The organism is Streptomyces sp. NPDC090127 (assembly GCF_044746945.1).
Taxonomy (GTDB): Bacteria; Actinomycetota; Actinomycetes; order Streptomycetales; family Streptomycetaceae; genus Streptomyces.
On sequence record NZ_JBIVDE010000011.1, the window covers coordinates 92,689 to 104,671 of the forward strand.

The 11,983-nt window shown below is 73.4% G+C and carries 12 protein-coding genes; 8 read left to right on the forward strand and 4 right to left on the reverse strand.

Translation table 11 applies throughout. The features are described 5' to 3' along the window. Positions 1-5 precede the first annotated feature (5 nt). Positions 6-416, forward strand: a complete 411-nt coding sequence (gene msrB / locus ACIPPS_RS31370) for a peptide-methionine (R)-S-oxide reductase MsrB (protein ID WP_401439163.1) — start codon at positions 6-8, stop codon at positions 414-416. Positions 417-516: 100 nt separating this feature from the next. Continuing rightward, the gene (locus ACIPPS_RS31375; RefSeq protein ID WP_401439166.1) at positions 517-1,107 is read left to right on the forward strand and encodes an NAD(P)H-dependent oxidoreductase; all 591 of its coding nucleotides are present in this window, start codon (positions 517-519) and stop codon (positions 1,105-1,107) included. A gap of 24 nt (positions 1,108-1,131) precedes the next feature. Here the strand turns inward: ACIPPS_RS31375 and ACIPPS_RS31380 are convergent, their stop codons facing one another. After that, positions 1,132-2,442 carry a benzoate/H(+) symporter BenE family transporter gene (locus ACIPPS_RS31380; protein WP_401439169.1) on the reverse strand — a complete coding sequence of 437 codons (1,311 nt, stop codon included), beginning with the start codon at positions 2,440-2,442 and terminating at the stop codon, positions 1,132-1,134. A 115-nt stretch (positions 2,443-2,557) separates the two neighbouring features. On the opposite strand from ACIPPS_RS31380, the gene ACIPPS_RS31385 reads away from it, so the two are divergent. After that, positions 2,558-4,039, forward strand: coding sequence for a TerD family protein (locus ACIPPS_RS31385; protein ID WP_401439171.1), 1,482 nt, complete (start codon positions 2,558-2,560; stop codon positions 4,037-4,039). Between the two features lie 8 nt (positions 4,040-4,047). On the opposite strand, the gene ACIPPS_RS31390 is transcribed toward ACIPPS_RS31385, so the two are convergent. Beyond that, the gene (locus tag ACIPPS_RS31390; protein WP_401439174.1) at positions 4,048-4,443 is read right to left on the reverse strand and encodes a VOC family protein; all 396 of its coding nucleotides are present in this window, start codon (positions 4,441-4,443) and stop codon (positions 4,048-4,050) included. Positions 4,444-4,490: 47 nt separating this feature from the next. Here ACIPPS_RS31390 and ACIPPS_RS31395 point away from each other — a divergent pair, with 47 nt between their 5' ends. Next, the gene (locus ACIPPS_RS31395) at positions 4,491-5,126 is read left to right on the forward strand and encodes a nucleoside/nucleotide kinase family protein (RefSeq protein ID WP_401439176.1); all 636 of its coding nucleotides are present in this window, start codon (positions 4,491-4,493) and stop codon (positions 5,124-5,126) included. A gap of 16 nt (positions 5,127-5,142) precedes the next feature. Here ACIPPS_RS31395 and ACIPPS_RS31400 read toward each other — a convergent pair whose 3' ends face one another. Beyond that, a complete protein-coding gene (locus tag ACIPPS_RS31400) occupies positions 5,143-5,874 on the reverse strand; it encodes a hypothetical protein (RefSeq protein WP_401439178.1) in 732 nt (243 codons plus the stop codon). 264 nt (positions 5,875-6,138) lie between these two features. Between ACIPPS_RS31400 and ACIPPS_RS31405 the strand changes: the two genes are divergently transcribed. From ACIPPS_RS31405 to ACIPPS_RS31415, 3 genes are all read left to right on the forward strand, one after another. Next, a complete protein-coding gene (locus ACIPPS_RS31405) occupies positions 6,139-7,023 on the forward strand; it encodes a LysR family transcriptional regulator (protein ID WP_401439181.1) in 885 nt (294 codons plus the stop codon). A 51-nt stretch (positions 7,024-7,074) separates the two neighbouring features. Next, positions 7,075-8,046 carry a hypothetical protein gene (locus tag ACIPPS_RS31410; protein ID WP_401439184.1) on the forward strand — a complete coding sequence of 324 codons (972 nt, stop codon included), beginning with the start codon at positions 7,075-7,077 and terminating at the stop codon, positions 8,044-8,046. A 237-nt stretch (positions 8,047-8,283) separates the two neighbouring features. Beyond that, positions 8,284-9,381 carry an aminopeptidase P family protein gene (locus ACIPPS_RS31415; RefSeq protein ID WP_401439270.1) on the forward strand — a complete coding sequence of 366 codons (1,098 nt, stop codon included), beginning with the start codon at positions 8,284-8,286 and terminating at the stop codon, positions 9,379-9,381. A gap of 20 nt (positions 9,382-9,401) precedes the next feature. Here ACIPPS_RS31415 and treZ read toward each other — a convergent pair whose 3' ends face one another. Further along, positions 9,402-11,153 carry a malto-oligosyltrehalose trehalohydrolase gene (treZ, locus tag ACIPPS_RS31420; RefSeq protein WP_401439187.1) on the reverse strand — a complete coding sequence of 584 codons (1,752 nt, stop codon included), beginning with the start codon at positions 11,151-11,153 and terminating at the stop codon, positions 9,402-9,404. 278 nt (positions 11,154-11,431) lie between these two features. Between treZ and ACIPPS_RS31425 the strand changes: the two genes are divergently transcribed. Next, entirely contained in the window at positions 11,432-11,980 is a 549-nt protein-coding gene (locus ACIPPS_RS31425; RefSeq protein ID WP_401439190.1) for an FHA domain-containing protein, read from the forward strand. The last annotated feature ends 3 nt before the right edge of the window (positions 11,981-11,983 follow it).

The following is an 11,983-nucleotide window of genomic DNA, read 5'->3' on the forward strand; positions in this document are numbered from 1 at the left end:
GTGTGATGGCGTCGTACGAGGTCGAGAAGCCGGACGAGCAGTGGCGCGCGGAGCTGACCCCGCAGGAGTACCAGGTCCTGCGCCAGGCCGGCACCGAGCCCGCGTTCCGGGGTGAGTACACGGACACGAAGACCGAAGGCGTGTACTCCTGCCGGGCGTGCGGCGCCGAGCTGTTCACGTCGACGGAGAAGTTCGAGTCGCACTGCGGCTGGCCGTCGTTCTACGACCCGAAGGAGAGCGAGGCGGTCGAGCTGATCCAGGACCGCTCACACGGCATGGTGCGTACGGAGGTCCGCTGCGCGCGCTGCGGCTCGCACCTGGGCCATGTCTTCGAGGGCGAGGGGTACCCGACCCCGACCGACCAGCGGTACTGCATCAACAGCATCTCGCTGCGGCTGACGCCGGTCGAGGGCTGACGCCCATGGTCGACGGCTTACGCCTTGGGGGCGCCGCGCCGGCGGCACGGCGCTCGGGGCGCCGGCGGCCCCCGACTCTCCTTCGACCCGAGGTGGACGCGTGAGGGCCCCCGTACACGTCGTCTACGCACATCCCAGCGAGCGGAGCTTCACGCGCGAGGTGCTCGACGCGTTCCTCGGCGGCCTGGTCGACAGCGGTCGTCCGTACACGGTCTCGGACCTCTACGCGATGGACTTCCGCTCGGAACTCACGCCCGCCGAGTACGCGCGCGAGTCGGGAGCCGACGTCGAGGCGCCCGTCCCCGAGGACGTCGCCGCCGAGCAGGCCGCGCTCGCCGCCGCCGACACCTGGGTGTTCGTCTACCCGGTGTGGTGGGCGGACTGCCCGGCCCGCCTCAAGGGCTGGTTCGACCGCGTCTGGACGGTGGGGTTCGCCCGGGCGACCGTCGGCCCGCGGACGGTCGCCGAGAAGGCCCTGGTGCTCTGCACGGCCGGGTACGACATCGCGGAGCTCCAGGCCTCCGGCTGCTACGGGGCGATGCGGACCGTCATGCTCACCGACCGGATCGGCGAGCGGGCGACGGCGAGCGAGTTCGTCCTCCTCGGAGGCTCGGCCGGCAGCGGCGGAGAGTGGCCCGCGCTCAAGGCCGAACACTTGGCGCGGGCGGCGGAGTTGGGCCGCTCGCTCTGAGATCCTGCGGGGTGCCGACCGGGTTCAGCTGCTGCGGGCGGCCTCGGCGGCGTCGGGACTCCGTGTCGGCTCTTCGGCGGCGTCGGGACTCCGTGTCGGCTCTTCGGCGGCGTCGGGACTCCGTGTCGGCTCTTCGGCGGCGGTCGTGTCCCCGCGTCCGCGCCGGGCCAGATCACCGACCGCCAGCGTCAGGACGCCTGCCAGAAGGCCCCAGAACGTCGACCCGATGCCGAAGAGCGTGAAGCCGGACGCGGTCGCGAGCAGGGTGACGACGGCCGGTTCGCGGAGCCGGTCGTCGCGGAGGGCCGAGGTGAGCGAGGATCCGATGGTGCCGAGCAGCCCGATGCCCGCGATGCCCAGGACCAGGGCCGGCGGCATCGCGGTCAGCAACCAGCCGACCGTACCGCCGAAGAGGCCCACCAGCAGGTAGAAGACGCCCGTCCAGACACCGGCGACGTACCGCTTACCAGGGTCGGGGTGGGCGGCCTCGCCGCTGCAGATCGCCGCGGTGATGGCGGCCAGGTTCAGACCGAAGCAACCGAACGGCGCGAGAACGGCGTTGACCGTGCCGGTCCAGGTCAGCAGGGGCGAGATCGGCGTGGCGTAACCGGCGTTGCGCAGCACGGCCACCCCCGGCAGGTTCTGCGAGGCCATGGTCACGGCGAAGAGCGGCAGGCCGACGCCGACGAGGACCTGCCAGTCGAACTCGGGTCGCACGAAGGACGGTTCGGCGAGTGCGAGCTCGAAGCCGTCCAGCTTCCACGAGCCCTGCCACGCCGTGGCGGCGACACCGACGGCCAGCGCGGCGACGACCGCGTAGCGCGGGAACCAGCGCCGGCCGGCCAGATACGCCAGGAACATCGGGACGGCGACGGCCCCGTTCAGCTCCATCTGCGTGAACAGCTCGGTGCCGAACTGCAGGAGGACACCGGCGAGCAGCGCGGAGGCGAGCGGGACCGGAATCCGGTTCATGATCCGCTCGAACCAGCCGGTGACACCGCTGATCGCGATGAGCACGGCGGAGAGCAGGAACGCCCCGACCGCCTGCGCCATCGTCACGCCCTGCAGACCGGTGGCGAGCAGGGCTGCGCCGGGCGTCGACCAGGCGGTGACGACCGGCGCGCGGTAGCGCAGGGACAGTCCGATACAGGTCACCCCCATCCCGACACCGAGGGCGAAGACCCATGACGTGAGTTCGGCGGAGGTGGCCCCCGCGGCCTTGGCGGCCGTGAAGACGACGGCCACGGAGCTGGTGAACCCGATGAGGACGGCGAGGAATCCGGCGGAGACGGCGGTGGTCGGCGCGGCGGATCGGAGGTGTCGTATGAATGCCATGGCATGGGCATCCTGGCACACCGCCGCCCGGCCGCCGGAGGGGTTTTCCACAGGCCTTGTCGTGGGGGCGGGGATGGCCGCAAGATCCAGGAGTGATCCATTTTGGGGAGGGGAAATGATCAAGGGAGACAACGCGTTCGTTCCGACGGTGCCGCTGCGGATCGCGGTGCGGGGCGGAGTGGACGTCGCGGCGCTGCTGCTGACGGAGACCGGCCGGGTCCGGGGGGACGCGGACATCGTGTTCCACGGGGCGCCGGTCCATCCCTCGGGCGCGGTGAGGCTGTTTGGGGAGGAGAGCGGCACGGGCACGGTGTGGCTGGACACCGGCCTCACGGCGGTCGAGGGGCAGATCGCTCGCGTGCTGGTGGTCGGGTCGACGGATAACGGCGCGCTGCGGGACGCGCGGGGGCTGTCCGTGGAGGCGTTCGCGCCGGACGGCACGTCGGTCGCCGCGTACGAGGTGACGGACGCGGGCGGCGAGACGGCGATGGTGCTCGCGGAGCTGTACCGGCGGGCGGGGGGCTGGAAGTTCCGCGCGGTGGGCCAGGGTTGGCTGAACGGACTGGCGGGCTTGGCGAGGGACTACGGCGTGGACGTGGCCGACGAGCCCCCGGCTCCGGTCCCGGCGGCGCACCAGCCCCCGGCGCCGGCGCCGCCTCCGGTCCCGTTCCAGGTGCCGCCGCAGGTCCACCCGCCGGCGTCGGTTCCGTTCCAGGCGCCCACGTCGGCTCCGCCCCAGGCGCCTCCGCAGGTCCAAGCGCCCACGTCGGTCCCGTTCCAGGTGCCGCCGCAGGTCCACCCGCCGGCGTCGGTTCCGCCCCAGGCGCCTCCGCAGGCACCGGTGCCCGTCGCGTACCAGGTTCCGGCTCCGGGGCCCGCGGGGGTGACTCCGCCGGGTCCGGCCGGCCCCCAGCCGGGTCTGCCCGACTGGACCTTCGGTGGGGTGTTCCCGCCGTACACGCAGACCGGCCGGGACAACGACGTGATCACCGTGGAGGGACTCCCGCCCGGACCGGTCGTGCTCGAACTCGACATACGCGGAGACGGCTACACCGGCCTGTGGACCCTCACGCGGCTGAACAAGGAGGGAGAGAACCTGGTCAACAGCACCGAGGAGAACTTCCACGGCCGGATGCTCGCCCAGGTCCCCGGAAACGGCCGACTGCGCCTGAAGCTGCACGCGGAGGGCCCCTGGCAGTTCCAGGTGCTGCCGCTGGCCGCCGCGACGCGCCTGTCGGAGCAGGAGGTGGAGAGCCGCGGCCCCGACGTCCTGCTGCACACGGGCGGCGCCGCCGATCTCGCCCTCCACTACCGGGGCGACGACAACCTGATCGTCCACCTCTACGAACTCGACGGGCACGACGACCCCACGACCCTGCCCTCGTACGAGAACGCGGTCAACGAGATCGGGAAACGGCGGGAGACCGTCCCGCTGCCCGAGGGCCCGGTCATCGTGCACATGGAGATGGCGGACGGCTCGTGGCGGGCCCGGCTGAAGCACCTCCAGCCGCACAGCCGGCCCTTCAGCGACGGCCATGTGGCGCCGGTGACGGACATAGGCAAGGCCCAGGGCTGGCTGCGGCGGGGGAGGCGGTGAACCCGGGGTCAGACCGTGGCCGGCTCCAGTAGGTCCCAGCGGTTGCCGTAGAGGTCCTCGAAGACCGCCACCGTGCCGTACGGCTCGTGGCGCGGCTCCTCCAGGAAGCGGACGCCCGCCGTGGTCATGCGGGTGTGGTCGCGGGCGAAGTCGTCGGTGTGGAGGAAGAAGCCGACCCGGCCGCCCGTCTGGGCGCCGACGGCGGACTCCTCCGCCGGGTTCTTCGCCCGGGCCAGGACCAGGGCCGTGCCGGCGGGGCCACCCGGCGGGCGGACGACGACCCAGCGGGTGCCGTCGCCGCGGTCGGTGTCCTCGACGAGGTCGAAGCCGAGGGCGTCGGTGTAGAAGGCGACGGCCTCGTCGTAGTCACGGACGACGAGGGTGACGAGAGCGATGAAGGACATACCCAGAGGTTATACGTATGACCGGACGGGTGCCACGCGGTGCGAGAATGCAGCGCATGGACGCCCAGCTGCTCGCCGAGCTCACCGACCGCGCCCGGCTCCTCGCCGTTCCCGGCCGGCGGCGGATCCTCGGGCTCGCCGGGGCGCCCGGCGCCGGGAAGTCCACGCTCGCGGCCCGCCTCGTCGACCGGCTCGACGGACTGGCCGTCCTCGTGCCGATGGACGGCTTCCACCTCGCGCAGGCGGAGCTGGAGCGGCTCGGCCGGGCGGGACGCAAGGGGGCACCGGACACGTTCGACGCCGCCGGGTACGCCGCCCTGCTCGCCCGCCTCCGAGCCCCCGAGCCCGACACCACGGTCTACGCCCCCGCCTTCGACCGCGCCCTGGAGGAGCCCGTCGCCGGAGCGGTGCCGGTCGCGGCGGACATCCCGCTCGTCGTCACCGAGGGGAACTACCTCCTGCACGACGCGGGCCCCTGGGCCGCCGTCCTGCCGCTGCTGGACGAGGCGTGGTTCCTGGAGCTGGACGACCGGAGCCGGGCCGCCCGGCTCGTCGAGCGGCACGTCCGCTTCGGCAAGGACCGCGCCCACGCCGAGCGGTGGGTCCGCGACTCCGACGAGGCCAACGCCCGCCTCGTCGCCGCCGGCCGCGACCGGGCCCAGCTCGTCGTCCGCATGACGTAGCCACGCCCGCGCCCCTCTAGGCCCTGTCGCGGGCGTGCTCCGTCGCCGCTCGGGCCAGGGCTCGGACGACGGCGTGCGGGCGGGTGCCGTCGCCCGCCAGTTCCGGCTGAAAGAGGGTCGCCAGGAAGAAGGGGTGGCCGGGCAGTTCCGCGATGCGGACCTGACCGTCCTCGTCCTCGCCCGTGAACCACAGACCGTGCGCCGCCAGGGTGTCCAGATGTCGGCTGTCCGGGCCGTAGCCGCAGTGGTACCGCTCCGTCGTCCGCTCGGCGCCGAGGACCGCCTCCGCCAGCGAGCCCGGCGTCACCCGCACCACCCCCTCGTGTCCGACCAGCGAGCAGGCGAGCGGCGCGATCAGCAGGTCGTCACCGGCCGCCGACGGGTCGTTCTCGGCGTGCGCGGCGGCGGTCAGGCCGCAGACGTCCCGCGCGAACTCCAGCAGCGCGTGCTGGAACCCACCGCAGGTGCCCAGGAACGGGATTCCGTCCTCGCGGGCCGTGCGGATCGCCGCCAGCGCGCCCGCCTCGCTCTCGTACGGGCTTCCCGGCAGCACCCACACCGCGTCGAAACCCGACACCGCGCCCGGCTCCTCCGCGTCGCCGGTCGGGATCCAGTACGCGTCGAGGACGAGGCCGTCCCGGTCGGCCAGCGCGTCGAACAGGGAGGGGACGCGGACATGGGACCTCACGTGCGGGGACCGGTCGCCGACGAGGGCGACGCGGGGGGTGTGCGTCGGTGTCTGGTTCATGACGACCATGCTCGACGGGCGCTCCGGTCCAGGTCCAACGATGATTCCTGCACCTCCGATCGCCTTCGCTGATGGAGGTTGCCGACCTGTCCACCTGTCCGCCTGTCCGCCTGTCCGCCTGTCCGCCTGTCCGCCTGTCGGCATGGCGAGGGGAGTGGGGGCCGGGGCGGTCGCCGGGGCCGTTGCGGAAGCCGGGACGCCGCCGAGGTAGCCTCGCCCTCGCGAGCTGTCCGAGCCGCCTGGACCTCCCGGACTTCTGACCCCATGGACCCGCACCACCTCCGTACGTTCGTCACCGTCGCCCGACTCGCCTCCTTCTCCGAGGCGGCCCGCGCCCTCGGCTACACCCAGTCCGCCGTCTCCCAGCACATCGCCGCCCTGGAGCACGACCTCGGCCTGCCGCTCCTCGCCCGCCGCCCCGTCGTCCCCACACCGGCGGGAGAGCGCCTCCTCGAACACGCCGGTGCGCTGCTCCTCCGGATCGACGCCGCCCGCGCCGACCTCGGCCGGTTCGCCGCCGCACCGATCCGGACGCTGACCCTCGCCGCCTCCCCGCTCGCCCCGCACCCCCGTGTCCTCGCCGCCCTGGCCGGCCTCCCCACCACCCTCGGCGTCACCCTGCGGACCCTGCCCCGCGACGAGGTGCCCGCGGCCGTCGCCACCGGAGCGGCCGACCTCGGCCTGGTGGACGGACCGGCCGCCGCCAGCGACCCGTTGCGGCTGCCGGACGCCGGCCCGCTCACCGCCGTCCGCGTCGCCGAGGAGCCGTTCGCCGTCGTCCTGCCCGCAGGACATCCACTCGCCGGCCGCCCCGGACTGCGGCTCGCCGACCTCGTCGACGCCCGGTGGCTCGACGCCCCCGACGCCGGCGTCCCGCTCGACCGGCTGCGCTCCGCGAACGGCGGCCCGGTCGGCCAGGGCTTCCGTGCGGCCCTGCGCCACGAGGGCACCGACAGCCGCGTCCTCGGCGCCCTGGCCGCCGCCGGGCACGGCCTGACGCTCCTGCCCGTCTCGCTCGCCGCCGAGGTCACCGGAGCCGTCGCCGTACCGCTGGTCTCCCCGCGCCTCGTCCACCGCGTCGAACTCCTCCACACCGGAGCCGAACCCGAGGGCCCCCCAGCGGAGTTGGCCCGACGACTCGCCGACTGAGCGGGCGCAGGGCCTAGGCTGGTGTCACGGCGAGAGGGAAGGCGGGCGGACGTGGGGTTGTTCCGGCGAGGGCCACGGCGTGACGGTGACGACGCGCCCAGGGACCCCGAGTTCTCGTACTTCTCCGTCCGCGAGGCCGCGCTCTTCCGCAGCCGCGTCCGCGAGGCCTTCGCCGAACTCGGCCTCGAAGTCACCGTCTACGCCGACATGGTGCGCGACGCCGACGGCCGCGCCTTCGGTCTCGGCAACCTCGCCGCCGTCTGTCACAACGACCGGCGCGGACCGCGCGCCTGGCCCGCGCTGATCCGCCGCCACGTGGATCTGGTGCTGCGGACCATGGACGGCCCCTCGGCGCTCGACACCCTGCGGCCCGAGCAGATCCGCTCCCAGCTCTACCCTCGGGTGGTCAGCGGCGACGGCATCGACGCCGGGGCCTTCGGCTACGCCCGCAGCGTCGCGCCGGGACTGTACGAGATCCTCGCCCTCGACCTCCCCGAGAGCGTCATGATGCTCACCGACGAGGCGCTCGAACCCCTCGGCGACCTCGACGACCTGCGCGACCGTGCGCTCGCCAACCTGCGCGGGCTGCCCGTCGAGGGGCACGAGACGGTCCGGGACGCCGACGGCATGTGCTTCGAGGTGGTCCTCGGCGACTCCTTCTACACCGCGAGCCGCGTCCTCGACCTGGACGCCGTCGTGAGGCGGGTGACCGGGCAGCCGCTCGGCGAGCACGGGGCGCTCGTCGCCATGCCCTTCCGGCATCAGCTGGCCTTCCACCCGATCCGCGACACCACGATCGTCCCCGCGCTCGGCGCGATGGCCTCCTTCGCCGCCTCCGGCTACGAGGACACGCCCGGCGCGATCAGCCCGTACGTCTTCTGGTGGCGCGGCGGGACGCTCACCCAGCTCAGCGACCGCGACGGGGACGGCGGCGAGCTGCGGATCGTCGTCGGCGAGGACTTCCACGAGCTGCTCGAACGCCTCATCGCCCAGGGCCCGGGGCAGGGCCCCGACCTACGCTGAGCGGTCGCGTCCCCTGCCCACGACGGGCAGGATGACCCCATGTCGAGTACGCCCGAGTCCGGTACGCCCAAGCCAGGTAGGCCCGAATCCCGTACGCCCAAGCCAGGTAGGCCCGAATCCCGTACGCCCGAGTCCGGTACGCCTGCGTCGAGTACGCCCGAGTCCGGTACGCCTGAGTCGAGTACGCCCGAGTCCCGTACGCCCGCGCCGTTCACCGCCGACGACTACCGCGCGCGGATGACCCGTGCCGCCGAGGCCGCCGCCGAGGCCGGGCTCGCCGGTGTCCTCGTCGCGCCCGGCCCCGACCTGGTGTACCTGACCGGCTACCGGCCCACCGCGACCACCGAACGCCTCACCGCCCTCGTCCTCACCCCCGGTCAGGACCCGGTCCTCGTCGTGCCGACCCTGGAGGCCCCGGACGCCGAGAAGGCCCCCGGCGCGGCCGCGCTCGTCCTGCGCGACTGGACCGACGGCATGGACCCGTACGCCGCCACCGCGCCCCTCCTCGACATCGACGGGCGCTTCGGCGTCAGCGACAACGCGTGGGCGATGCACCTGCTCGGCCTCCAGAAGCAGCTGCCGGGCACCTCCTACGTCTCGCTGACCGAGGCACTGCCCATGCTGCGGGCCGTGAAGGACGACCACGAGCTGGAGCGGATCGCGGCGGCCGGCGCCGCCGCCGACCAGGCGTACGGAGAGATCCTCAAGGTCGCCTTCGCCGGCCGCAGGGAGAACGAGGTGGCCGCCGATCTCGCCGCGCTCCTCATGCGGTTCGGCCACTCGCAGGTCGACTTCACCGTGGTCGGCTCCGGCCCCAACGGCGCCAACCCGCACCACGAGGCGGGCGAGCGGGTCATCGAGCGCGGGGACATGGTCGTCCTCGACTTCGGTGGCCTCAAGCACGGGTACGGCTCCGACACCACCCGTACCGTCCACGTCGGCGAACCGACCGCCGAGGAGCGGCGCGTCCACGACCTGGTGCGGGAGGCGCAGCAGGCCGGCTTCGAGGCCGTCCGGCCCGGCGTGGCCTGCCAGGACGTCGACCGAGCGGCCCGCAAGGTGATCACGGACGCCGGTTACGGCGAGTTCTTCATCCACCGCACCGGCCACGGCATCGGGGTCACGACCCATGAACCGCCGTACATGATCGAGGGCGAGGAGCGCCCGATCGTGCCGGGCATGTGCTTCTCCATCGAGCCGGGCGTCTACCTGCCGGGCCGCTTCGGCGTCCGCATCGAGGACATCGTGACGGCGACGGAGGACGGCGGCCGCGACGGCACCGGTTCCGGCCGTCGCTTCAACCACACACCGCACGAGATGGCGATCGTCGAGTAGCCCCCCGGGCCCCCGCCAGGTCACCCGTCCGTCAGGACCACCGCGCACTCCGCCGGCAGCCGCAGCAGGCCGTCGGCGCCCGGGGCCTCGACCGGCTCCCAGGCCGCGAGGACCCTGTCGCGGCCGTTCGTGCCCAGCGGGATCTCCGCCGGCTCCTTGCCCAGGTTGACCGCGATCCGCAGCACCCCGCGCCGGAACGCCAGCCAGCGGGCCTCCTCGTCGAACGCGACCCGGACCGACGCCAGGTCCGGGTCGGTGAGATCCGGCAGGGTGCGGCGCAGCGCGATCAGCTCCCGGTGCCAGGCCGCGAGGCGGCTGTGCGGGGCGCGCTCGCGTTCCGTACGGTCCAGGACGGAACGGTCCCGGGTGGACGCGTCCTGCGGGTCGGGGATGTCCTCCTCCGCCCAGCCGTGCTCCGCGAACTCCCGCCGCCTGCCCCGCCGTACCGCCTCCGCGAGCTCCGGATCGGTGTGGTCGGTGAAGTACATCCAGGGTGTCTTCGCACCCCACTCCTCGCCCATGAAGAGCATCGGCACCGACGGCCCGGTCAGGACCAGCGTCGCCGCGCAGGCCAGCAGCCCGGGGGAGAGGGTCGCCGAGAGCCGGTCGCCCAGCGCGCGGTTGCCGACCTGGTCGTGCGTCTGCGCGTACCCGAGGAAACGGTGCGCGGGCGTACGGACCCGGTCCACCGGACGCCCGTGGCGGCGGCCGCGGAAGCTGGAGTACGTACCGTCGTGGTAGAAGACATGGGTCAGCGTCTTGGCGAGCGCGGCCAGCGGGGCGCGTGCGAAGTCGGCGTAGTAGCCCTGGGACTCACCGGTCAGCGCGGTGTGCAGGGCGTGGTGGAAGTCGTCGTTCCACTGGGCGTGCAGGCCCAGGCCGCCCGAGACCCGCGGGGCGGTCGTGCGCGGGTCGGCGAGGTCGGACTCGGCGATCAGGAAGTGCTGACGGCCCTGCTCCCGCGCCAGTTCGTCGACCGCCTCGCTCAGCTCCTCCAGGAACGTCAGCGCCCGGTCGTCCACCAGGGCGTGCACGGCGTCGAGGCGGAGCCCGTCGATCCGGTAGTCCTGGAGCCAGGCGAGCGCGCTGTCCCGCAGATACGCGCGGACCTCGTCCGAGCCCGGCGCGTCCAGGTTCACGGCCACGCCCCACGGCGTGTGGTGGGTGTCGGTGAAGTACGGGCCGAAGGACGGCAGATGGTTCCCGGACGGGCCGAGGTGGTTGTGGACCACGTCCAGGATCACGCCCATCCCGAGCCCGTGTGCCGTGTCGACGAAGCGCTTGAGCGCCGTCGGCCCGCCGTACGGCTCGTGGACCGCCCACGGCGCGACGCCGTCGTACCCCCAGCCGCGCGTTCCCGGGAAGGGGCAGAGCGGCATCAGCTCCACATGGGTGATGCCGAGCCCGGCCAGCTCCCCGAGCCGCTCCGCCGCCGCGTCCAGGGTGCCGTCCGGGGTGAAGGTCCCGACGTGCAGCTCATACAGGACGGCGGCGCGCAGCCGCAGCCGCGGGGCCTCGTTGAACCAGACGTACCCGGAGTGGTCGACGACCGCGCTCAGGCCGTCAGGACCGTCCGGCTGACGGCGTGAGCGGGGATCGGGCAGGACCGGCCCGCCGTCCAGGGCGTAGCCGTACCGGTCGCCGTCCCCGGCGGACACGACACAGGTCCACCAGCCGGCCCGCTCGGCGTCCCGCTCCATTGGGTGTCCCGTTCCGTTGAGCTCCAACGTCACCTGGTCACGGGCCTGCGGGGCCCACACCTCGAACAGCACCGGCCGATCCCCTCGTCTCGTCGAGTGGTCCACGCGTCGGAACAGGACGGCGTCCCGTTCTCCACGGCGTCCACGCCGTCCATCCTGGCAGTCAGGACTGTGCCCCGCCCGGCGTGTCCCACACGAAGTCGATCCGCCGATCGAAGTTCACCTCACCGGCCCGGTCACCGTCCTGGTCGGGCCGGTACGCGACCTCCGGCGGCCGTGCCGTGGTGGTGACCGACGATCCCCGGCCCCGTTCTGGACACCTCGGGCCTCTCGGACGGACAATCACGGATGTGACAACCCCTTTCGAGTTCTCCACGCATCCCGCTCGGCTCTCCGACGCCGAGCGGGACCGCGCGCTGGAGCTGCTTCGTGAGGGTGCCGCGCAGGGCAGGCTCTCGCACGACACCTTCCTGTTCCGGATGGAGCGGGCTCTCGTCGCGCGCCGCTCGGACGAACTCGCGCTCCTCACCGCCGATTTGCGGACCGAGTCCGGCTGGACCCGCCGGGTGGTCGGGGTGGTGGAGAAGATGTCCGCGTTCACGGCGAAGCTCGGCCGTGCCTGGCACACCGAGCGCCTGCCGAAGCTGCTGCTCCCCGAACCGGGGCCGTATCCGCTGCGGATCGGCCGCGACCCGATGAACGGGCTGCGGCTCAGCCACGAGACCGTCTCCCGGATGCACGCCGAACTCTCCCTCCAGGGCGGTCTCTGGGTCCTGCGCGACCTCGGCTCGACCAACGGCACGACCGTCAACGGACGGCGGGTCACGGGAGCGGTGGCGGTCCGGGCGGGGGACGCGGTCAGCTTCGGGCAGATGTCCTTCCGGCTCTCCGTGCGCTGAGTC

Coding starts and splice junctions, on each gene's coding strand:
- ACIPPS_RS31405 (WP_401439181.1), top strand. CDS start 6,139: ATGGACCCGCACCACCTCCGTACGTTCGTCACCGTCGCCCGACTCGCC.
- ACIPPS_RS31380 (WP_401439169.1), bottom strand. CDS start 2,442: ATGGCATTCATACGACACCTCCGATCCGCCGCGCCGACCACCGCCGTC.
- ACIPPS_RS31400 (WP_401439178.1), bottom strand. CDS start 5,874: ATGAACCAGACACCGACGCACACCCCCCGCGTCGCCCTCGTCGGCGAC.
- msrB (WP_401439163.1), top strand. CDS start 6: ATGGCGTCGTACGAGGTCGAGAAGCCGGACGAGCAGTGGCGCGCGGAG.
- ACIPPS_RS31390 (WP_401439174.1), bottom strand. CDS start 4,443: ATGTCCTTCATCGCTCTCGTCACCCTCGTCGTCCGTGACTACGACGAG.
- ACIPPS_RS31385 (WP_401439171.1), top strand. CDS start 2,558: ATGATCAAGGGAGACAACGCGTTCGTTCCGACGGTGCCGCTGCGGATC.
- ACIPPS_RS31395 (WP_401439176.1), top strand. CDS start 4,491: ATGCAGCGCATGGACGCCCAGCTGCTCGCCGAGCTCACCGACCGCGCC.
- ACIPPS_RS31415 (WP_401439270.1), top strand. CDS start 8,284: ATGACCCGTGCCGCCGAGGCCGCCGCCGAGGCCGGGCTCGCCGGTGTC.